The sequence below is a fragment of the Paraburkholderia sp. EG287B genome (genome assembly GCF_040965595.1).
In the GTDB taxonomy this organism is placed as follows: Bacteria; Pseudomonadota; Gammaproteobacteria; order Burkholderiales; family Burkholderiaceae; genus Paraburkholderia.
Window position 1 is genome coordinate 18,999 of the sequence record NZ_JBFRCG010000041.1, and the last position, 21,540, is coordinate 40,538.

A 21,540-nucleotide genomic window follows, 5' to 3' on the forward strand; every position below is an offset into this window, starting at 1 on the left:
CCGTCACGAGAAACTGAACTGGAGTCGGTAGGACGTCACGCCATTGACATCGCCATGCCGCAGCGCCATTGCACACGTGGAAAACGCCATTTTCCGCTGCGAGGGTTGAGTTATCCATGACCCTGATCTAGCCTAAATCTGTCCACAAGCCAGCGCTTTTTCCCAGATTACCGGGTGATGGTTGCGAGCCACGAAATTTACGACACGGCAAGCGGCGTGACGGCAGTCGCGGAGCCTCCGGATCCGTGTGGCACCCGGACTGCGTGCGGGAGTGACGCGTCGATCGGCATCCTCAGGGTCGTGTCGAGCCAGACGGCGCGCTTTAGCGCGGTGAGCGTGGCTAAGCCAACTACCCCAGGACCCCTGCCGGGTCGAGCTGAGCTTTGTCGACACGAACGGGCAGACGCTCACGAATGGCTACGGCGTGCCCCTGCAGCAGGAGTTCATGCTGACACCCGGCGTGGCGAGCATGCTGGATTTTCATCCGCTCGCCAGCGGGCCAGCCCTCGCGCGGCCGGTGCTGCGCGCCATCAACACCTCGGAAGGAGCGCTGCAGCAGTGCAAGATCGTGACGGGCGCCGAGGTCATTGACGACTCGAACGGCTCGACGACATCGGTCTCGCCGTCGACCCTGCCGCTGCCCGGTCCGCCGAATTAATGCCACAGCTCCCGGAAAGCGCGGGCTTGATCACCCGATCGGAATATTGAACGCGAGGAAAATGCCATGACCAGCCTGTATGAAAGATTGGGCGGCGCGCCAGCGCTCGATGTCGCGGTGGACAAGTTCTACGAGAACGTTCTCGAGGACACCCGCATCAATCACTTTTTTCGCGGAGTCGATATGCCGCGGCTGCGGCGGCATCAGAAGTCCTTTCTGGCGTATGCCTTCGGTGGCGTGCCTGCTTTTGACGGGCGCACGCTGCGCGCCGCCCACGGGAATCCGCGCGCTCTCGGGCTGAACGACGATCATTTCGACGCCGTGATAGAAAACCTTTCGATGGCACTCCAGGAGTTGGGCGTCGCCAGCGAACTCATCGAAGAGGTCAGGCTCGTTGCGGAGTCGGTTAGAGCGGACGTCCTGAACCGTTAGACTGGTTCCGGGACTTACGGTGAGGCAATGTCATCAAATGCGCCGCGCCCCGCTCCCTCCGGGAGCCGGCGCGCGACATAGTGGTTCTGCGAACGAATCGGATCGGCGATTTGGGGCACGCACTTCCTGTTTGCCAGCAAATGCTTGAAGGGCCAATCGCGTCTGCCGAATGAGAGAAGGAACGGTCACCATGTGGCGAATTCTGCTGATTCAGGGCGCTAACATGATTCACCTGGGCAAGCGTGAACCGGAGATATACGGCAAGACGACGGCGAGCGAGCTTGACGCCATGCTGCACCAGCATGCGCGCTCGAAAGGTTACGAACTGGAGATCTTCTATACCAACGTCGAAGGAGAAGCGATCAATCGCATCTATCGAGCCGTTGAAGATGGTGTCGACGGCCTCGTCATGAATCCCGCGGGCTTCAACTATGCGGGATATGCGCTGCGCGATTGCATAAAGGGTGCAGCGCTACCCTATGTGGAAGTACACATGACGAATGTCGAAGCACGGGAAATCAAATGTTTGATCGCGAAAATCGCGGATGGCGTGATCTTCGGTCTTGGAGTTCACAGCTACGTGCTTGGATTGGAAGCCATGCTTTATTTGCTCACCAATGCACCTATTGGGACGCTCAAGACGCACGGCGGCCAATCTGCCGATACGGGCGGACGGGAGTAAGCAGCGGGTCACATATATAGGCCGAATTCTGTCCGTGAACGGCCATATCGAGCGCCTGCTCGACTCTTCGGGGTCGATCCAGCCTCGCTTCTCAACCGCGCAAGTCGTAGCCAGCGGCCAAATAACGCAATGTGATGGAGCGTTGCGAGTTGCACACCTTGCGAGCGGTATCGCGCTCGGATATGGCGCCTCCTTGATGCACGTTCCAAGATCGCGAGTTTCGACTGCTGCGCCAGCCTGAATGGATTGCGCGGAAGGCGTCCTCCAGGTGCGGCGAATCCCTGACCTCACGCTTCGAACCGCTCGGCCATGCGTAGCAACATCGCGACAACCATGACCATGCCGGGAACGAGATAAGCGGCATGTTGATGGACTCGGGTGAGGAAGGAAGCCGTGAAAATGACGGCGAGTATCCATACGCCCACGAGATGCAGCTTCTTCCAGTTGGCCGGACCGATCAGACGCGCCGGCATTGCGAACGATGTGACCGTCAGCAACAGAATCATCAAATAGCCGATGGAGCCCGGTATGTTTGTCGCGGGCGTACGCCCCACCCAGAATGCCTCGGGCGCTGTCCTGATGTAGATAATGAGCGCCGTTGCGTGAAAAAATTGCGAGGCGGCGAACGACAATCCGATAAACCGCCGCTCCGTGACCAGGGCGCGGCTTAGCGCCGACGGGACGACTCGCGCAAACGAGGTGGCCAGGAAGACCGCCAGAAACAGGATAAAGGACGTGCGAGCCGTTGCTCGTATCGCGTATTGCAGCGATGCAACGCGGTCCGGCGCTATTGCAGAGGACACCGCTGCGAACAGCGCAACGACCATGGTTAGCATACCGAATAGTTTCCAGCGTGTCATTGAGATTGTTCCAGGATGATTGTCAGCTTGACGACATGATGTGAAAGTCGCCATCTCCACCGATTGGCCGGCCCGTACAGGCGTGGGAACTGGAGTGGCTCAGAGACTACGCGGACCAAACCCCGAATACGAGCGCAATCGGCTGATCTGTGGCGGCGCAAGATAGCCAGTCTTGACCAAAGGAAGTTCGCCGAGGAGTTGTCTCAGGCCGTCTTCGTCATCTGCTTCCGAAATCATGCAGGCTCCCCCTTCTGCCCTCAGCCATACCTGCCGAACTATCCCGGAGGCGTAAAGACGGCGGACAAACTCGGCCTCCGCCTCAACCTCTTCCTTGTGAGGGGACATGGAAAATGCGTTTTCGGAACGGGAAATCATCACGAGGTATTGCATGTTGCTCTCCAGGGTATGGCACTGCGATCAGGTGGGCGGCTTCGTACGAACAATACGAACAACTCCGGGCTTGTTGACTCAGACTTTTGTATATGATCTTCATAGTAACAAGATTTTTCCTCGCATGTAAACCTGGTCATATACACAATAAAGCTGCATAAACCCCCAGTTAAGGTATGGGATTCACGCCAAACTTGACGCTATGTTTTTCATATATACAATGCCGGAACAGAGAGGCTTCACTCTAGCCGTACCGGCATCACGAGTCGCACGCGTGTCCGGATGAGTGGCGAGCCGTTTCAGCTCAACGTTCTGGTGTGAACCCCTTCCGGAGAAATGCAATGAGCCGCTTCACCTACGAGGCCAGATCAACCGCACTGCTGTTCGTCGATCCTTTTAACGACTTCCTCTCCGAAGGAGGCAAAGTCTGGCCCTTCGTCAAGGATGTCGCTGAAGAAGTCGGACTGCTGGAGAATCTGCGACGTATCAACGGAGCCGTCCGCGATGCCGGTGTCCAGGTGGTCTACGTACCGCACCGCCGGTGGCAGCCGGGCGACTATCAGTGCTGGTGTCATCCGAGCCCGAGCCAGCGCAAGATCATGGACGGTCATCACTTCGCGAAGGGCGAGTGGGGCGGCGAATGGCACCCTGACTTCACGCCGCAACGAGGTGACGTCGTGGCGCTCGAACACTGGGGCTCCAGTGGTTTTGCCAATACGGATCTCGACTTCCAGCTTAAGCAGCATCGCATCACGCACGTGGTGATCGTCGGCCTGCTGGCCAACACCTGCATAGAGGCTACGGCGCGATATGCAACGGAGCTTGGTTACCACGTGACGCTCGTGAAGGACGCAACGGCCGCTCTCAAGCGGGAAGCGATGCACGCGGCGCATGAGCTGAACGGGCCGACCTACGCGCACAATATCGTGAGCACCCGCGAGTTCCTCGACGCATTGCCCAAAGCCTGATCACGCCTTGCTCTGTAATTCGTGCGATTCCGACGATACCGCGCGTTCCGCCCAACTCCGCCCCCCCTACCTTAGCGAAGGCACCCATGATCTCCCCGCGCCAAGTCTTTCTGATGGCACTTTGCTGCGCGCTCGCGGTCTCGCCCATCTACTACCATCAGCCGCTGCTGCCGCAGATCGCATCGACCTTCGCTGTGCCGTCGGCGCGTGGGAGCCTCATCGCCACCCTCACCCAGCTCGGCTATGCAATGGGACTGCTGCTCTTCGTCCCGCTCGCCGACGGCGTCCAACCACGCAAACTGGCAACGCGTGCGATCATCGCGAACGCAGTGGCGCTGCTCGCCTGCGCAGCGGCACCGTCCTTCTTCGCGCTGGCTCTATGCAGCTTCCTCGTTGGGACGACATCAATCTCAGCGCAAATCATCATCCCGTCGGTCTCGGGCATGGCTACCCCCGAGACGCGCGGACGCGTAGTCGGCTCCCTGCTGGGCGGCCTCTCTTCTGGCGTCCTGCTGGCACGCACACTGAGTGGCATCGTCGGTGCGCTGTGGGGTTGGCGTTCGATATTCGTGATCGCTTCCGCCATCGACATTGGCCTTCTGCTTGTCATCAGAGAGCTGCCTGCGTCGAATGCGCTCGCGGCGATCCGCTATCGCGAGTTGATGCACTCGCTCGCTGGCCTCGTCCGCAAGGAACAGCTACTACGCCTCTCGGCAACGATGGGGTTTCTTGTGTTCGCCGCATTCAGCGCGCTCTGGGCAACACTCGCGGTACTACTCGCACGAGCGCCCTACCATTACGGCCCGGCCACGATCGGAGCATTTGGGCTGATCGGCCTTGTCGGTCTTTCGGTATCGCCACGACTGGGCGCGATCGTCGATCGCGTCGGCGCGCGCCATGTTGCAACCGCAGGCGCACTCACGGTCGCCATCGCGTTTGCATTTGTCGCAGCGGGCGCACGCAGCCTGGTGTGGTTGATCGTCGGGATGGTGTTGCTGGATCTGGGCAATCGCGCGAGCTTCATTGCCAACCAGGCGCGGATCTATGCACTGCGGCCCGAAGCCCGCAGCCGCCTGAACACCGTTTTCATGGTTTCGTACTTTCTTGGCGGCGCAGTCGGTGCAGCACTTGGCGGTGCGGGGGCCCTGCACGCTGCCTGGCTCGGCCTCGCCGCGATCGGCGCCTTGCTCTCGCTCGCCGCCGTGGTGGTCAATACGCTCGCATACGCACGATCCAGTTCGGCCGTTGCTGACGGGCACGCATGACCCGGCCACCCGCAAACATCACTCTCCGATCGGCAACGGCTCAATAGCTCGAGCCATCGGGAAACGATTTGCTCAGGAGAATCACATGACCTTCAAAGCACTGCTCGCGACGAAACCGCGTGACGTGATCTCGACTCGCATCGTCAATATGCGCGAGCAGGACCTCATGCCCGGAGACGTTACCATTGCAGTCGAATATTCGACCGTGAACTTCAAGGACGCACTCGCCATCTCCGGACGCGCGGAGATCATCCGCGAGTTTCCACTGGTCGCGGGCATCGACCTGGCCGGGACCGTCGAGGCATCCACGTATCCCGGCATTTCCAGCGGCGACCGTGTCGTCCTCAACGGTTGGGAGCTCAGTCAGAACCATCACGGCGGATTCGCGCAAAAGGCACGCGTGAAGGGCGAGTGGCTCGTCAAGCTTCCAGAAGTCTTTTCCGCGCACGACGCGATGGCAATCGGCACGGCCGGATATACGGCCATGCTTGCCGTGTTGGCGCTGGAACATGGCGGCCTCTCGCCACAAAGCGGCGACGTCCTCGTCACAGGTGCCAATGGAGGCGTCGGCTCGATCGCCATTGCCATCCTGTCGGGCCTCGGGTATCGCGTCGTCGCATCAACCGGACGCCCCGCGGAAGCCGACTATCTGCACAGCCTCGGCGCCGCGGAAGTGATCGACCGGCGAACGCTCTCGGAGCCAGGTGTGCCGCTCGCCCGCGAACGTTGGGCGGGTGCCGTGGACTCCGTCGGACATCACACGCTGGCTAACGTGCTGGCCCAGACGCAGTACCGCGGCGTGGTCGCCGCTTGCGGCCTCGCACAGGGCTCGGGCCTCCCCGGGTCGGTCATGCCCTTCATCCGACGCAACGTGACCCTCGCGGGCATCGATTCTGTCAATGCTCCCCAGTCCGTACGCATCAATGCCTGGGCGCGGCTTGCGCGCGACCTCGATTTGAGCAAACTCGGCCGCGCGACGAAGGTGATCGGGCTCGCCGACGTTCCTGCTGTCGCGGGCCAGATACTGGAAGGCAAGATTCAGGGTCGCACAGTCGTAGACGTCAATGCGTAGACGCTTCCCCCCGCAACACCCGTGATACCGGAGTTCGCAATGTCTGCAGTTCCTTCCACGTCCCACGTGAGCGATGCATCATCGCTCGATGCCCGCGCGCTCTTCGCAGCCTTCGCCGGGCTTTGCGGCAGTCTGGTCGCCATCGGTCTCGCGCGCTTCGCCTACACGCCGCTCATTCCCTCAATGATCCAGGCGCACTGGTTCAGTTCCTCGCAGACCGTCGCGCTCGGCGCGGCAAATTTCGCCGGCTATCTGATGGGTGCGATGGCAGGACGGCCGCTCGTTGCAAAGCTGTCGAACCGGGCCGCCTTGCGACTCCTGATGGCCGCAGTGACGATCGCGTTCTTCGCGTGCGCCTGGCCCGTCTCTGTCGCGTGGTTCTTCTTCTGGCGTCTGCTGTCGGGCTTTTCCGGTGGCGCGATCATGGTACTCGTCGCGACATCGATCCTCCCGCACATTCCTGCGCCCCGCCGCGGCTTCGCGAGCGGGATGATCTTCCTCGGGCTGGGCCTCGGCGTTGCGGCATCGGGCACATTGATCCCGCAACTCCTGTCGACCGGACTGCGCAACACGTGGCTCGGCCTCGGCATGCTCTCGTTTTCGCTCACGGCCTTGAGCTGGTCCGGCTGGCCAGCGACGAATGCGCCGGCTGCACACGCCGAACCAGCGCACAAGGCTGAGCGTGGCAGCCTCGCGCTGCGTGTGCTCTACGCACAATACGCCGCGAACGCGCTCGGCCTCGTGCCTGTGATTGTGCTGCTCGTGGACTACGTGGCGCGCGGCCTCGGCCGCGGCGCAGCAGTGGGCGCCGACTATTGGGTGCTATATGGTCTCGCCGCCATCGCGGGGCCCGTGATCTGCAGCAATCTGGGCAGCCGCATTGGCTTTCGCGCAGCCTGGCGCGCCGGCCTTGTGCTACAGGCCATCGCGATCGTGGTACTGGCGAAGACGGGAGATCCCTATGTCCTCGCAGGCGCCACAGTCATCCTGGGCGTGTTCACGCCTGGAATCGTGCCGCTCGTTCTCGGACGCATCAACGAGTTGCTACCGGACAATTTCCTGGAACAGCGCGCAGCGTGGAGCCGCGCAACCACGGCTTTCGCCCTCTTTCAGGCACTCGGCGGCTATGGAGACTCGTATCTGTTTTCTCGCCTTCACAACGACTACGCGCTCGTATTCCTGTGCGGCGCGGCCACTCTCGCACTAGCCTTCGTCACGGACTTCCTGGTGCACGCGCGACGCACGGAACAGACTGGACGACAGCCCGCTGCGCGCTGACTGAACTATTCGGATCTGGCCTTCGCGGCCCGATATGTCTCGCGCCTCTTCTCGCGCTCTTTCGCAAACGAAGCACTCAAGGTTGCATCGAGGTCGCGACGCTCCACGTATTCTCCGCACGACGGGCAGATATAGTCGAGGCCAACCTCGTGCCCGCACACACGATGCGTAAAATGCACCGCGACTTCCTCGCCTTTGCTCTTGCACCAGGTCTCGCCCCAGGTGCGTAGCGCCTGGATCACCGGATAGTACGCCCGGCCTTTCTCCGTGAGACGGTACTCGTAGCGCAACGGCCTTTCCTGATACGGATGGCGCTCGACCATCCCGTCCGCTTCGAGTGACTTCAGCCGCGTCGCCAGCATCTGGGGCGTCGCCTCCGTCTGAATCTGGATTTCCTCGAATCGGGTCGCGCCCATGTACAGCTCGCGCAGCACAAGCGTCGTCCACTTGTCGCCGACAACTTCGGTCGATCGCGCCACAGGGCACACCGTGGCCACCCCTTTCTCTCTGCGCTTCATTTTGCCTCCATCGTAACTACTATTTTCATAGTATCACGGATTACGTCACGGCGATGACATCCGCATCCGGGGCGAGAAATGCGTTCGATACCCGCGCAGTGGGTATGGTGTTTATGTTCCAGTTGAAACTATGAAATTCATATATATACTCGACTCGTGAGGCAACGAAGTGCTCGACGTCGTGCAGAAGTTCCGCGCAACGGGTGTCGGTTGTGTCGTGCCCCATCCCGAACCGTTTTTCCGGAGAACATCATGACGGACCTCGTCTATCACGCCGAACACACCGGTCTTTTGCTGGTCGACCCGTACAACGACTTCCTGTCACATGGCGGCAAGATCTTTCCGATGATCGAGGCAGTCGCCAACGACGTTCGGCTCCTCGACAATTTGCGCGCAACGGTGGTCGCCGCACGCAAGGCTGGCATTCAGGTGTTCTATGTGCCGCATCGCCGCTGGCAGCCTGGCGATTACGAAGACTGGGACCATCCGAACCCGACGCAACGGCTCGTCCAAAAGCGCCAGACCTTCGCAAAGGGCACTTGGGGCGGCGAATGGCACCCCGATTTCGTTCCCCAGGAAAACGACATCGTCATCCACGAGCATTGGGCGCAAAGCGGCTTCGCCAACACGGACCTCGACTTCCAGCTCAAGCAGCACAAAATCTCGCACGTGATTACCGTCGGCCTGCTCGCGAACACCTGCATCGAATCCACCGCGCGATTCGCGATGGAACTCGGCTATCACGTGACACTCGTGCGCGACGCGACCGCCGCCTTCTCGCCGGAACTGATGCGAGCCGCCCACGAACTGAACGGACCCACGTTTGCCCATTCGATCGTGACGACGGCCGAATTGGTGGCAGCATTGCCAGCGTAAGCGTTATGCCGACGACGGAGTGAAGCGGTCAATCCACTAATAACAAAACACTAGAAGGACTCACGCATGATTACCATCTGGGGACGTGCCAATTCGGTCAACGTCCAGAAGGTCTTGTGGCTTTGCGAAGAGATCTCCCTACGCTATAACCGGATAGACGCCGGTCTGCAGTTCGGACACAACACCGAACCTGACTACCTCGCGATGAATCCGATGGGCAAAGTCCCCACCCTCGTCGACGGCGATTTCGTGCTTTGGGAATCGAACTCGATCCTGCGCTATATCGTGATGCAGTACGGTGGACCCGGCACACTCTATCCCGCCGATCCAAAGGCGCGGTCCAGCATCGACCGCTGGCTCGACTGGTCGCTCTCGACTTTGCAGCCGGCCGAGCGGCCCGTGTTCTGGGGAATCGTCCGCACACCCGAGGCCAAGCGAGACGTCGAGAAAATTGCCGCCGATGTCGTAAAGGTCACGGAAGTCTGGAAAGTGCTCGACGTACAATTGAAGCGTCGCGACTTCGTCGAAGGCGAGTCGTTCACGATTGCGGATATCGTTCTCGGTGCGTTCGCGAAGCGGTGGTTTGGCATGCCGGGCATAGAACGTGCTCGAATGCCCGACCTCGAGCGCTGGTACGCGTCGCTCGCCACGCGTCCGGGTTTCAACACACATGTCGATGTCGAATTGAGCTGAATCCATGAAGACCGAACCGATCACGCTCTATGCCTATCTTGGAGAAAAGACCGGCCGATTCCTTCCACGCGGTCTACGCGAGCGGGTGCCCGTGATCGAATGGCTCATGTGGCAGATGGGTGGTTTCGGACCGATGCCCGGACAGGTGCACCACTTCGCCGCCCTAGCTTCCGAGGGCGACAGACGCTACGGTCTCAAGCGCTTCTCAGACGAAACACGACGGCTTTATTCGGTGCTGAACGAAAGGCTCGCCGGCCATGAGTACGTGGCCGGCGAGCCTTTGATCGCCGACTTTGCCATCATTGGCTGGGCGTGGCGACACGAGCGGCACAAGGTCGATCTTGCGGACTACCCAAACGTCAAGCGATGGTACGACGCCATGTTCGATCGCCCCGCGGTGCGTCGCGGCTTCGAGGTCAAGCTTGACTAAAAGAATTACGTAGCCATCCTGATCGACTCTCTGGATCGTCACCAACAGGCCCGTGAGTTCAACTCAAGCTGGGTCTGATAAGGCGCGACCGGTGAAGAGTGCGAGGGATTCCTTTACGAATGCGCGAACGGCGGGAGAAAGCTCTCGCCGCCTGCTGGCCAATGCGAGATGACACGGATACTCGAAATCCGCGATCGGCCGATAGCAGATTCCCGGTTGTGTGAAGTTGCGCATCGATTCCGGGACGACGACCACGCCGTAACCGGCCGATGCGAGACTGATCGCGGCGATGAAGTCATGAACGCGATGTTCCAGAAAAGGAACGAAGCCTCCCGCTGCACCCAGCGCGGTAAGCACCTCGCTGAATCCCCCGTCGTCGTCGAAATGGGGGGAAATAAACCGCTGATCTTTCAGATCGCTGACCGACACGTGGCTGCGTGCCGCCAATGCGTGGTCCTCGGCCATCGCGACCAAAAGGCATTCGGTCTGCACGATCGTGGCCACGATCCCTGCCGGATGCTGGCGCCAGGGCCTCACGATACCCACATCGATCTCGCCTTCGACGAGCGCCTCGAACTGACGCGGCGTCTCCATGGCCACGACCTCGATGCGCACGTCGCCGTGCGTGATGCGAAACTGATGCAGCATCCTCGAGAGCACGCCGCTGCTCACGCCGGATGCGACCGATCCGATCCGCACCACACCGGCGAGGCCCCTGGCCGCCAGCCGGCCGACCTGATCCGCGCGCTCGATATGCCGTAGTGCTGCAACCGCTTCGGCATGGAACAAGCGCCCCGCATCGGTCAGCGTAACGGGCTGTCGCTTGTTCCGGTTCAGGAGACGAACGCCGATCTCCTGCTCGAGCCGTTGAATCTGGGCGCTGAGCGCCGATTGCGCGACATTCAGTCGATCCGCTGCCTTGGCAAAGTGCAGATCCTCCACCACAGCAACGAAGTATCGCAGTTGACGGGCGTCGATCATTTAATCTCCTGGAGCGAATAAACATTCGCGGATAGCGTCTGGATGATATCAAAGAAGAGGCATCAAATAGAGCCCTGAAACAACAGGAGGACAACATGGACGCACTGATCACTCACCCTGGTTCCATCACGCACCGGCAGCCGCTTTTCCGCTTGTCGGCGCATCCCACCCATCACCGCATCATGAACGTGACGATCGACCCCAACGCGCTGACCGGATTCCTGGCGGACGTGCGCGATATCGACGTCCAGAATCTCGAGTATGTCCCGTTCATGCGCCATCACCTTGCCGATCTGCTGGTCGAGCGTCTCGGTGACGACTTTGCCGACATGCTCGTCGAGCTGGTCAAGGACCGTCGGCACGGCGGTTTCACCATCGGCCTCCAGGACCTTTCGCAAGACCCTTCTGACTTCGTGAAGTTCGGTACGGCCATCGGTCATATCCTCGGCCCGAGCAATCACGATGCGATGTCGGGAACGTACTACGCCCGCTTCGTGGTGAAGCACACCGATAGCAGCGACTCATATCTTCGTCAGGCATACCGGCTGTTCACGATGCACACCGACGGCACGTACGTGAGCGACGCAACGGACTGGCTGCTGATGATGAAATTCGCGGAGCGAAGCGCGGTCGGCGGCGAATCGCGGTTTCTGCACATCGACGACTGGGACGAGCGCGATCGCTTCGTCAATCACAAGCTCGGCACGAAGCCATTCTTCTACAAGGGATCCGGGTCCAAGAACGTCAACGAGCAGATCGAGCGGCCGCTGTTCTTTCAAAGCGAATTCGGTCTGTCGATCTCGTTCATCGACCAGTTCGTTCAGCCGTCCAACCGTGAAGAAGCGGCATTTCTCCGCTCACTGTCCCAGTCGATGGAAACGTCGGCCGGCACGAAGGAAGTGTCTTTGCCGGTCGGCGGTCTGGTGGTGCTGAACAACTATTTTTACCTTCACGGCCGGGCGCCATTCCAGCCGAACGAATCGCTGTTCCGCGAGTTGATGCGCCAGCGCGGTTCGTTTGCGTCTTGATGTCGCCGGCGCTCTGGCGTTGTCGGGCACACCGACCGCCGAGGGCCGACGCAGCGATTTCGATGTAACACAGTGGGACGGTGAGATGAACAACTACGCAGAGCACGTGACAGTGCAGGAGACGACGCCCGTCGGGCGAATTGAACAAGCGGCTTACGGGGTCAAGCAACATCTCCCCCGGCGCCTGCGCCAGATCCTCTCGCTCGCGGACTTCGAGGCGGCGGCACGGCGTGTTCTGCCGCGTCCGCTCTTCGGCTATATTTCAGGCGCAGCGGAGGACGGCATGTCGATCGCGGCGAATCGGGCTGCGTTCGAACACTTGAAGTTCCGCACGAAAGTGCTTGTCGACGTGTCTCGCCGGTCACAGCAGACAACGATCTTCAACCACACCTATTCGTCTCCGTTCGGAATCGCACCGGTCGGAATCAGTGCCATTTCGGCATATCGCGGCGACATCGCGTTGGCCGCGGCGGCGAAGGATGAAAACATTCCTGCGATCATGAGCGGCTCCTCGCTCATTCCGATGGAGACGGTCCATGCCGAGGCACCAGGCACCTGGTTCCAGGCCTATCTCCCCGGCGACGCCGCCCGCCGCGACGCCCTGATCGAGCGCGTCAAGGCCGCCGGCTTCGCGACGCTCGTTCTCACAGTCGACATTCCCGTTTGGGCGAACCGCGAAAACAACGTGCGCACGGGCTTCTCGCTGCCGTTGCGCCCGTCGCTTCGTCTCGCAATGGACGGTATTTCCCATCCGCGCTGGCTGCTCGGCACGTTCGCCCGGACGCTGATCAATCACGGGATGCCCCACTTCGAGAACTCGTTCGCGACACGAGGGGCGCCGATGCTGTCCGCTTCGGCGATACGCGACACCACCGGACGCGACCATCTGTCATGGTCGGACATCGCAAGCATTCGTCAACGTTGGAGCGGGAATCTGGTCATCAAAGGCATTCTTCACGCGGACGATGCACGGCGCGCACTCGCGATTGGCGCGGACGGGATCATCGTGTCGAACCACGGTGGGCGCCAACTGGACGGTGCGGTCGAACCGCTAGCCGTATTGCCGCAGATTTGTGATGCCGTTGGTGACAAGACCGTCGTAATGATGGACAGCGGAATCCGGCGCGGGGGAGATGTCCTGAAGGCGCTCGCGCTCGGTGCGCAGTTCGTATTCGCCGGGCGCCCGTTCATGTACGCCGCCGCGGTGGGCGGCGCGCCGGGTGTTCGACATGCAATCGGCCTTCTCAGGGACGAAGTCGATCGAAACATGGCAATGCTCGGCACGGTAGCGATTCGCGAGATCGATCGCGCAATACTGGCCTGAACGGCGCGTTCCAACCGAATAACGTGGCCCTGCTGGTGTATGAAAACCGGCCGCCTATCAATTAGGATTCCAGATCACGTGGACTTCAAGAAACTACCCCCTCTGCCCATCCCGGGCGTTACATGGGAGGGACTGGCGTACGCAGTCCGGACCGCAGGCGCATCGCTGATCGCACTCTACATCGCGTTTTGCATGAACCTCGACGATCCGAAATGGGCTGCAATCACCGTGTGGGTCGTCGCCCAGAATAGTCGGGGCATGAGCGTCTCGAAGAGCCAGTACCGGATCCTCGGTACTGCGCTGGGCGCGGTCGCAGCACTCGTGTTCGTCGCCCTGTTTGCGCAGACGCCGGAATTGTTCCTGTTGGGACTCGCCGGCTGGATTGGACTTTGCACCGGCTTGGCGACGGCACTGCGGAATTTTCGCGCATATGCAGCGGTACTGGCGGGCTATACGGCAGCGATCATCGGGTTGGACGCCGCTTCCGCACCCCTTCACGCATTCGATATTGCGCTCGCGCGCTTTGTCTATGTTGTCGTTGGCATTCTGGTCGAAGCAACCCTCACTGCAATCCTCGCCCCTGGGGCGCCGTTACGAGAGGTACGCGAGCAATTTCATGGCTACGTGAGCAAGGCTTCGCAGTTCGGCGCACGCGCGCTGCGCCGCGAGACGGATGAAGTCGCCATACACAAGCTGTTTGCTGCCGCCCTCGAACTGGACACTGCGGCGGAATATGCTGCCGCGGCATCCGCGGAAGTCCGTCTCGCCGTTGGACATCTGCGTGCCGCAATCGTCGCCGTACTCACGCAACTGAGCGCCATCCACGCATTGCGAGCGCAACTGACTCGCCACCCCGATCTTCAGATTGATGTTGTCGATGAAACGGCAACGCTGTTAGCAGGCGATGACACCGATTCCTCCAGTGCCAAATCCAGAATCGCCTCTCTGAAGTCGAGAATCAAGCACGCTCTTGCCTCGGAAGGATACGGCCAGCACGGCTCGCAGAGTGGCAGGCTGTTCATTCTTGATCGGCTAACCCTGCTTCTCACAGCGCGGGAGCAGGTTATCGCACGAAAATCATGTCTGGACCAGGCAAATCCTCCGCGATCTCTCGTGAAATTTGCCTTCCACCATGACCACGTGCTTGCCTGGCACAACGGCATGCGGGCGTTTTTCGCTGTGGTAGCCGCGTCGATTTTCTGGCTATTTAGCGCGTGGCCGTCGGGCGCGGGTTTCGTCGCCACAGTTGGAGTGGTGAGCGCACTCTTCGCCACGCGCCCCAATTCCATAGCCGCCGCGATGGGATGGTTCAAGGGCGCATTCATTGCGGCACTGGCAGGCATCCTTTGTAATTTTGTTTTGCTACCGGCAGTGACGAACTTCGTTCCGCTGGCGTGTATTGCTGGCTTCTTCACGATCTCTGCGGGTCTTGCGATGCGCAATCCTCGAACGGCATCGATTGGCAGCGGATTTGCCCTGTTCTTCTGGAATTTTACTTCACCCAGCAACGTGGCGCGTATTAACGATGCGGCGTTCCTGAACGACGCCCTGTCCACCCTGCTGGCAATCGCCTGGGCCACGCTCGCGTTTTCGGTTTTGTTTCCGGCGGACCGTGCGTCGAGCATCGCGCGCCTGCAACGCGCGGTCCGGCGGGATCTTTCCAGCCTGGCCAGCCACCCACAACGATGGCGGCGAGATGCCTGGCTTAGCTGCACTGCCGATCGCCTCGGCCGCCGTTTCGCCACGGAAGCCTCCAGCGCGAAGCCCGGATCAGGTGCGCAAACCGGCCTGCGCGAACTGCTTGCGGCATGGACGATAGGTGACAGCGTGCTCGCGCTGCAACACGGTGCCTCGTCACATCCAGGCTTGCGCCGCTCGATGACAGTCATCCAGGGACGCCTGCGCACGCTGGATTTCGCGCGCCTCGCAACGGTCTGCGACGCACTTGCAGCCAGATTGCTGCGGCAGGCCTCGATCCCCGCCGATCGGGCCAGCCCCGATCTGTTGGATGGTGCGGCACTTCTGCAAACGATCGCGGTTTCGGCAAAAGAGTATATGGACGCATCGCGCGGGTATGCCGATCCGGCATGAACGGCATTGCCGCCACCCATCCCGTGCTGTGCGGCGCAATAAAGGAAATACGATGGACACGCTAAGCAACATGAGGATGTTTGTGCGCGTAGTTGAGGCTGGCAGCTTCACCGCTGCGGCCAACTCCGTGGATAAATCTACCGGTCAGGCGTCGCGGGCCGTCACTGAACTGGAGGCACATCTGCAGACGCGTCTGCTAAACCGTTCGACTCGGCACGTTGGTGTGACGGAAGCAGGTCAGCGTTACTTGCAGCATTGCTACCGGATTCTGGCTTTCGTGGATCAGGCGGAGGCCGAGGCGTCGAATGCGCACTTGCAGCCGTCGGGACGCCTGCGCGTGCATGCCACCGCGAGTTTCGGTCAGCACTATGTGATGCCCGCAGTCCTGCGGTACCAGGCGCTGTTTCCGCAGGTCTCCGTCGAATTGACGCTTTCACAACACGTTCCCGACCTGATCGAAGAAGGCTACGACGTGTCGGTTCAACTAGGCGCGATTGAGTTGCCGGACTCCGGTCTCGTGTCGGTCCCGGTCGCAAAGACCTGCAACATCTTGTGCGCGTCGCCTTCGTATCTCACCCGGCATGGCACCCCTGCCACGGTGGCCGACCTCGCCGCTCACACCTGCATGCGCACCAGTAGTCCGGTATTCCCGCAAAGCCGATGGAATCTGGATGGTCCCCATGGCACGGAAACCTTTGAGCTTCCTCCTTCGCCCTTTCAGGTCAACGTAGCGGAAGCCATGGCGCTCGCATTGCGCGACGGTCGGGGCATCGGCGCGCTCCCGCTATGGACTGCGATGCCGTGGCTGCGCAACGGCACGCTGCTACGTGTACTGCCTACACATCGGATGAATGAGACACACATCCGCGCTCTTTATGTGTCTCGCGAGTATCTGGATGCCAAGATCAGAAGCTGGGTGGATTTTCTGAGAGACTTCATTCCACAAACGCTCGATGACGGCGATAACGTGCCACCCGCGGCCGTGCTTACTGACGCTGATCTGACGATGTAACGCAGATGACGCCAGCATTGACGCACACGATGCCGCGAGCGAACAACGAGCGGACCGTCCGGAACCACTTGCAAGGAGAAGTCACGTGAGAGCAGAGCCGATTTATCTGGAAGACCTGACGCAGGGCGCGACATACACGAGTTCGGAGCACAGGCTCGACGCCGAGCAGATACTCGCTTTCGCAGAGCAGTTCGATCCCCAGCCCTTCCATCTGGATGAGGAATCCGCGCGCGAGACCTTCTTTGCAGGCCTTGCGGCTAGCGGCTGGCATACAGCGGCCATCACGATGAAGCTTCTGGTCGAGAGCCTGCCGTTGGCGGGTGGAGTGATCGGTGCGGGAAGCGAGATCAGTTGGCCACGCCCAACCCGGCCAGGCGACATCCTGCACGTCGTGAGCACGATCGTGGAGATTGCGCCATCCAGATCGAAGCATGACCGAGGAATTGTGACGGTGCAGAGCGACACGTTGAACCAGCATGGCGAAGTGTGCCAGCGATCTGTTGCCCGCCTCCTCGCTTTCAGACGCAGTTGACTACGCGCTCCCCGACCAGACTTCGGCTGTCCTTGTCGCCGGGCCGATGACCGTTTAATCACTGGAACCGGCCGTCCGCTTGACCAGCTACCATAAGACTTCGGGTCGAATATGACCCATTCGCTCTCACCTGAAAGCAACATGCGTTTCGCAGGCAGTACATCGGGCCGCCTGCCCCCTTCTGCTGTAGCGCTCAGGATATCGTCGGCGCCGAAGTAATCGCCGCAGAACTGCTTGCGGCGACCACGTCATACGGGAATCAACGCGTGGCTCTTACTGCTGGTCGTCTGTCGGCACGAAGACCATGCCGTGCGGACTGCCCAAATTGGCGACCAGCGGCAGAAGTGCCCCGCTACGCAAATCAAGTTGACCAACGTAAGCCGGCACCGCCGGTGTGCTACTCGTAGCGGCCACCCCCGTTGATGCCGAAAACGCTGCGTCGCGCTGCCAGACATTGGCGCTTATCTTGTACACCACGTTAGCCTTCGTATCGGACACCAGCAGGTAGCCGCGTCGCGCCGTGGCGAATACCGTGTCGTCAACCTGCACGTTGCCAAGAAGTGGCAGAAATTGCACGCGCGGTTCACCGCCCGATGCGTTCAAGAGGACTAGCTGGCCATCTCCCTGATCGTCGAGCAGTACATCGCCCGCAGGCGTTAGCGTCATTGAATCCGGATCGGTCAGGTTGAGGGTCGACACCGTACCAAATGGAATGTTGCTGGCGTCAAGCGAGCCTCTCAGTACCGGTGTGACGTCGATCGTGTAACTGTTTGCATCGAGGTGCACAACGCGGACTATCGCGGGTCCCATGTTCTTGCCGCTAGCATTAAGGGTGGGATTGGACGCACTGAAATACGCCTGGCCGTCCTTGAACACGATGTCGTCATAGCCGCCTCCGTGGAGCGTCTTGGCGAAGGAATACGGCTTGGATGCCTGGCCTGTCGCCGGATTGACAATGACGAGGTTCGGATTCGCATCCTCGTTCTGCATCGCCCAGATCTCGCGCGTGTACGGATTGACCTTCAGGCCATCATTGTGTCCCGTGACTTGATACGTCTTCAAGACACTGCCGTCCTGTGCGTATTCGACAATCAAGCTCATCGCACCATTCGAGCCATCCGGTGCACCGTTGTTTGCGTAGCCGACCCAAACGTGGCCATCAAGCACTGCCAGTGAGTCCGGTGCGCTCATGAGGCCGCCGGAGCCAGTTGCGAACACAGCCAGGCTAAAACCCGGCGTGACCACAGGCTTCGCCGAGGTCTGCGCGGACGCACCGGACGCAAAAGACAGGACGGCAAGTGCAAGCGTGCTGCAATGAATAATGCGGCGGGCGGCAGCAAAAGGTCGAATGTAGTGCATGTTCTGCTCCTGAGAGACGTTCATCTTCGGAATGGTTGGGGACGGCAGACCGGCCCCAAGACGAGCGGCTGTAATGCTTTGTAACGACGCAGGAGACATGGAAGCAGGCAATCGTGACCAAGAGGTGTCACAAAGGAGCTAAAAAAATAGAAAAAAATCCGTTACCGATCCGTAAGTCTCACTCTCCAATTAATGCAAGGTCCATTACGATTTCCGCATACGTACGCCGTCGATCGCTCGAAGCGACCTTTGTGCCTGGCTCGCAGAATTCATTGCGACCGGCCAGCAACAAAAAATTTCGGCATGACGGTCGCGAGCCTATGCGCCCGTTCTTGCGAGGCAAAGTGCAGTGCGCTGAGCGACAACCGTGATCGCCGAAGTCAGATGCTCAAATGTCAGCTCCGCGCGGACGTCATCTGACGCCACAGCATTGTCAGATCTATCGATCTTGTCTGAATCACGAACAACCTCGTCCAGTCTTCGCCGACATTCAACCAAACCTCTTGTTAAGGCTCCCATCATGTTCATCACTTATGCTCCGACAAGGCTTTGTCGTCCCTCATGGACCCGCAGGAAAAATGGCCGCATGGGCTTCGCCTTAAAATGTGGAATCCAGCTGCCGGCTTAGGTACATAGAGACTAACGTGACGGATGGATGGCTCTTCGTCCTTACCTGAATCTGAAGCCGGTCCAATTTCCAGCTTCGCAGATGATCGGCCGGTTATCCAGAGCGCGAACGCATATTGTGCGGCGGCCTGAGACGAGAGACCGATCGCTTGCTCGACCATGCGCAATTGCGCTCCGTAATGACGATGGTCGACGACGTATAGTGACGACGGCCTTGTTGCATCGCGCGCGATAGAGTGAATCGGCAGCCTCAGCCAGGTTCTCGATCCAGATCAGGAAGCCCATCAAAATGGATGTCCATTTCGGCTGCACGGCATGTGGAAAATGTTGCACCGATCTGCGCTTGCCGCTCACGATCGTGGAAGCCATGCAATGGCTTGAGCGCGGCCACACCGTCGAAGTCCTTTGTGACGCCATCCCCTGGCCGCTTGAACCCGCGAGCGACGATGCAATGGCGCAGCACAAGCGCGCAAGTGCCTTCGGCGCCCGCAGCGGCACACTGCACGTGCGGATCGGCGTGGTACTGGCGGCTACGCACTACGGCCCATGTCCCAATCTCGCTGACGACGGCCTAGCCCACCGATCGGACTGCCATCGCTCGACTCTCGTCAAGTGCCCATATGCCGGAAGGACGTCGCACTATCAAGGAAAGGGTCAGCGCGACTGCAACTTGAATCCCTCGCCGCCGATACCTGCCCGGTCCACCGCCGCGATGCGGTTGCGTCCCTGATCCTTAGCTTGGTAGAGTTGCGCATCCGTCAGATTGATGAACGCTGTGACGTCGATCCCTCCGTTTGGCACAACGGTGGCCACCCCGAAGCTTGCCGTGACTCGCTGACCGTGGGGGGAGCGCAGGTGCGCGATGCCTTCCTCCGCGATCAGCGTGCGGCAACGCTCCGCGATGCGCACGGCGTGATCGGTGTCGGTGTCCGCGAGCACGAGCACGAATTCCTCGCCGCCAAACCGGCCCAAGAACGCGTTCGGCTGGGCTGCCTCGCCGAGCACGCGCGCAATGCGCTTCAGACATTCGTCGCCCTGCAGATGACCGTAGTAATCGTTGTACGACTTGAAGAAATCGATGTCGATCATCACGAGAGAAAGCGGCTTGCCCGATGCCGCCGCGCTCGCCCATTCACGAGCAATGACCGTGTCGAACATGCGACGGTTGCCGACATTTGTCAAACTGTCGGACAGCGAGAGGCGCTCCAGTTCACGCTGGAGTTCCGCGAGCCGTTGCTCCGTGCGCTTGCGTTCGCTGATGTCGAACATAAAGCCGATCAGCGCGTCAACGTCGCCGTTCTCTTTGCGCACGACGTGGACAACGTCGCGAATCCACACATAGCCGCCGTCCGCAGTAAGCGCGCGATAGTCCGCTTCGTGATCGGTGCCCGCCTGCTACTGCGCGACGCAAAAATTCACCACGGCCTCACGGTCGTCCGGATGCATGCGCGTCGCCCAGTCCTCGACCGTTTTCCACGTGGACGGCGCGTAGCCAAGTAGTGCTTCGACCTGCGGGCCGATATAGGCGAACTGCATCGTCGCCCAGTCGATCTTCCAAGGGATCGCCCGTGTGGATTCGAGCAGCGTGCGATAAACGGCGGGGTTGTCCTCGCCGGGCTGGCGCCCTGGCGGTGCAAGACTGTCCTCGCGGCGCAGGAATGCGGCCAGAAGCGAACTGCGGGCCAGATCGTTTTCTTCGTGACCCATTGTGGTCGTCCAATAACGCGTAGGTGCGTTATCGGCAGGTGCCAGCAGTGCCTTGAGCCCGGCGCAAAGATCGATCGCCTCGAACCTTGTACGGCGTCGCTTGACGACCGGGGGATCGAAGGAACTCCTCCAGTTCGAAGCGAGCTCTTGATGACGGAATGGATCGATCTCTGCCGGATGCCGCCCCCCATCGCTGCGGGCCGACGGCGACACTCATGACTCTGCGTTGCTCTCACCGTTGGGGCACGGAACGAGGTCGGCCACCTACGGCCAGTCGACACCGGCACGTAGATCGTTAACAATCGTGGCTACACATTTGCTCCGGCCATCTACAGATGAAGGTATCGCGAGATTTCGGAATCGTTGTCCGACGAGCAGCACTCACGGTCAAGAATGTCGACCTCTCGACGGTTACGGTCGAATTCAATTTGCGGACATACTTCGACGAATCTAGCAGTCTGATTTCGCTTGGTCCGTTTTATGGCGGAGATGCAGCAGACGCGTGCATGAGGTCTTTGGAAAAGCTCGGTCTCGGGTACATCGACGATTTTTTCATCTTCGAAGGGTTCGTGCCCGACTGGCGTTCGGTCGAAGTGTTTTGAAGCGCAGCCGCCGACGAAATGCTTCTGAACGGCCACGAACGGTCGTTCGACATCAACCCTCAAGCGTTGACGATCGCGAGGTCGCCTTCGCGACCGCTGGTCGCGAACGTCTACTCTGCCGCACTGGGCCTGTGGGTACCGGTGATCGTTGACGC

Annotated in this window: 20 protein-coding genes and 2 pseudogenes; 15 read left to right on the plus strand and 7 right to left on the minus strand. The window is 60.3% G+C overall.

What is annotated here, in order from left to right:
- Nucleotides 1–445: 445 nt before the first annotated feature.
- The 3 genes from AB4Y40_RS41195 (at nt 446) to AB4Y40_RS41205 (ending at nt 1,772) form a co-directional block, all read left to right on the plus strand.
- Nucleotides 446–658 carry a hypothetical protein gene (locus AB4Y40_RS41195; RefSeq protein ID WP_368692756.1) on the plus strand — a complete coding sequence of 71 codons (213 nt, stop codon included), beginning with the start codon at nt 446–448 and terminating at the stop codon, nt 656–658.
- A gap of 66 nt (nt 659–724) precedes the next feature.
- On the plus strand, nt 725–1,090 hold the full coding sequence (locus AB4Y40_RS41200) for a group 1 truncated hemoglobin (RefSeq protein WP_368692757.1): 366 nt from the start codon (nt 725–727) through the stop codon (nt 1,088–1,090).
- A 190-nt stretch (nt 1,091–1,280) separates the two neighbouring features.
- Nucleotides 1,281–1,772 carry a type II 3-dehydroquinate dehydratase gene (locus tag AB4Y40_RS41205; RefSeq protein ID WP_368692758.1) on the plus strand — a complete coding sequence of 164 codons (492 nt, stop codon included), beginning with the start codon at nt 1,281–1,283 and terminating at the stop codon, nt 1,770–1,772.
- Nucleotides 1,773–2,059: 287 nt separating this feature from the next.
- On the opposite strand, the gene AB4Y40_RS41210 is transcribed toward AB4Y40_RS41205, so the two are convergent.
- Together AB4Y40_RS41210 and AB4Y40_RS41215 are read right to left on the minus strand one after the other, a co-directional pair.
- The gene (locus AB4Y40_RS41210; RefSeq protein WP_368692759.1) at nt 2,060–2,608 is read right to left on the minus strand and encodes a hypothetical protein; all 549 of its coding nucleotides are present in this window, start codon (nt 2,606–2,608) and stop codon (nt 2,060–2,062) included.
- 123 nt (nt 2,609–2,731) lie between these two features.
- Nucleotides 2,732–3,022, minus strand: coding sequence for a hypothetical protein (locus AB4Y40_RS41215; RefSeq protein WP_368692760.1), 291 nt, complete (start codon nt 3,020–3,022; stop codon nt 2,732–2,734).
- A 341-nt stretch (nt 3,023–3,363) separates the two neighbouring features.
- On the opposite strand from AB4Y40_RS41215, the gene AB4Y40_RS41220 reads away from it, so the two are divergent.
- From AB4Y40_RS41220 to AB4Y40_RS41235, 4 genes are all read left to right on the plus strand, one after another.
- On the plus strand, nt 3,364–3,990 hold the full coding sequence (locus AB4Y40_RS41220) for an isochorismatase family cysteine hydrolase (protein ID WP_368692761.1): 627 nt from the start codon (nt 3,364–3,366) through the stop codon (nt 3,988–3,990).
- 86 nt (nt 3,991–4,076) lie between these two features.
- Nucleotides 4,077–5,255, plus strand: a complete 1,179-nt coding sequence (locus AB4Y40_RS41225) for an MFS transporter (protein ID WP_368692762.1) — start codon at nt 4,077–4,079, stop codon at nt 5,253–5,255.
- A gap of 85 nt (nt 5,256–5,340) precedes the next feature.
- Nucleotides 5,341–6,327 (plus strand): MDR family oxidoreductase, encoded by a 987-nt coding sequence (locus AB4Y40_RS41230; protein WP_368692774.1) that lies wholly within the window; start codon nt 5,341–5,343, stop codon nt 6,325–6,327.
- 39 nt (nt 6,328–6,366) lie between these two features.
- Complete coding sequence (locus AB4Y40_RS41235) at nt 6,367–7,605, plus strand: YbfB/YjiJ family MFS transporter (protein ID WP_368692763.1); 1,239 nt, start codon at nt 6,367–6,369, stop codon at nt 7,603–7,605.
- Nucleotides 7,606–7,610: 5 nt separating this feature from the next.
- Here the strand turns inward: AB4Y40_RS41235 and AB4Y40_RS41240 are convergent, their stop codons facing one another.
- Entirely contained in the window at nt 7,611–8,123 is a 513-nt protein-coding gene (locus tag AB4Y40_RS41240) for a helix-turn-helix domain-containing protein (protein WP_124599808.1), read from the minus strand.
- 252 nt (nt 8,124–8,375) lie between these two features.
- Between AB4Y40_RS41240 and AB4Y40_RS41245 the strand changes: the two genes are divergently transcribed.
- The 3 genes and pseudogenes from AB4Y40_RS41245 to AB4Y40_RS41255 all read left to right on the plus strand — a co-directional run.
- On the plus strand, nt 8,376–8,999 hold the full coding sequence (locus AB4Y40_RS41245) for an isochorismatase family cysteine hydrolase (protein WP_368692764.1): 624 nt from the start codon (nt 8,376–8,378) through the stop codon (nt 8,997–8,999).
- Between the two features lie 66 nt (nt 9,000–9,065).
- Nucleotides 9,066–9,692, plus strand: a complete 627-nt coding sequence (locus tag AB4Y40_RS41250) for a glutathione S-transferase family protein (RefSeq protein WP_368692765.1) — start codon at nt 9,066–9,068, stop codon at nt 9,690–9,692.
- A gap of 34 nt (nt 9,693–9,726) precedes the next feature.
- Nucleotides 9,727–10,122 (plus strand): annotated as a pseudogene (locus AB4Y40_RS41255) (glutathione binding-like protein); the annotation flags it as partial.
- Nucleotides 10,123–10,185: 63 nt separating this feature from the next.
- Here AB4Y40_RS41255 and AB4Y40_RS41260 read toward each other — a convergent pair.
- Nucleotides 10,186–11,103, minus strand: a complete 918-nt coding sequence (locus AB4Y40_RS41260; RefSeq protein ID WP_368692766.1) for a LysR family transcriptional regulator — start codon at nt 11,101–11,103, stop codon at nt 10,186–10,188.
- A gap of 182 nt (nt 11,104–11,285) precedes the next feature.
- Between AB4Y40_RS41260 and glaH the strand changes: the two genes are divergently transcribed.
- From glaH to AB4Y40_RS41285, 5 genes are all read left to right on the plus strand, one after another.
- The gene (glaH, locus tag AB4Y40_RS41265) at nt 11,286–12,131 is read left to right on the plus strand and encodes a glutarate dioxygenase GlaH (RefSeq protein ID WP_368692775.1); all 846 of its coding nucleotides are present in this window, start codon (nt 11,286–11,288) and stop codon (nt 12,129–12,131) included.
- Nucleotides 12,132–12,216: 85 nt separating this feature from the next.
- Complete coding sequence (locus AB4Y40_RS41270; protein WP_368692767.1) at nt 12,217–13,455, plus strand: alpha-hydroxy acid oxidase; 1,239 nt, start codon at nt 12,217–12,219, stop codon at nt 13,453–13,455.
- Nucleotides 13,456–13,494: 39 nt separating this feature from the next.
- On the plus strand, nt 13,495–15,546 hold the full coding sequence (locus tag AB4Y40_RS41275) for an FUSC family protein (protein ID WP_368692768.1): 2,052 nt from the start codon (nt 13,495–13,497) through the stop codon (nt 15,544–15,546).
- Between the two features lie 52 nt (nt 15,547–15,598).
- Entirely contained in the window at nt 15,599–16,558 is a 960-nt protein-coding gene (locus AB4Y40_RS41280) for a LysR family transcriptional regulator (protein WP_368692769.1), read from the plus strand.
- An 85-nt stretch (nt 16,559–16,643) separates the two neighbouring features.
- Entirely contained in the window at nt 16,644–17,090 is a 447-nt protein-coding gene (locus AB4Y40_RS41285) for a MaoC family dehydratase (RefSeq protein WP_368692770.1), read from the plus strand.
- A gap of 273 nt (nt 17,091–17,363) precedes the next feature.
- On the opposite strand, the gene AB4Y40_RS41290 is transcribed toward AB4Y40_RS41285, so the two are convergent.
- The 3 genes and pseudogenes from AB4Y40_RS41290 to AB4Y40_RS41300 form a co-directional block, all read right to left on the minus strand.
- Nucleotides 17,364–18,449 (minus strand): hypothetical protein, encoded by a 1,086-nt coding sequence (locus AB4Y40_RS41290; protein ID WP_368692771.1) that lies wholly within the window; start codon nt 18,447–18,449, stop codon nt 17,364–17,366.
- Nucleotides 18,450–19,326: 877 nt separating this feature from the next.
- Nucleotides 19,327–19,614, minus strand: coding sequence for a hypothetical protein (locus tag AB4Y40_RS41295; protein ID WP_368692772.1), 288 nt, complete (start codon nt 19,612–19,614; stop codon nt 19,327–19,329).
- A gap of 116 nt (nt 19,615–19,730) precedes the next feature.
- Nucleotides 19,731–20,783: pseudogene (locus AB4Y40_RS41300) on the minus strand (diguanylate cyclase).
- Nucleotides 20,784–21,540: the final 757 nt, after the last annotated feature.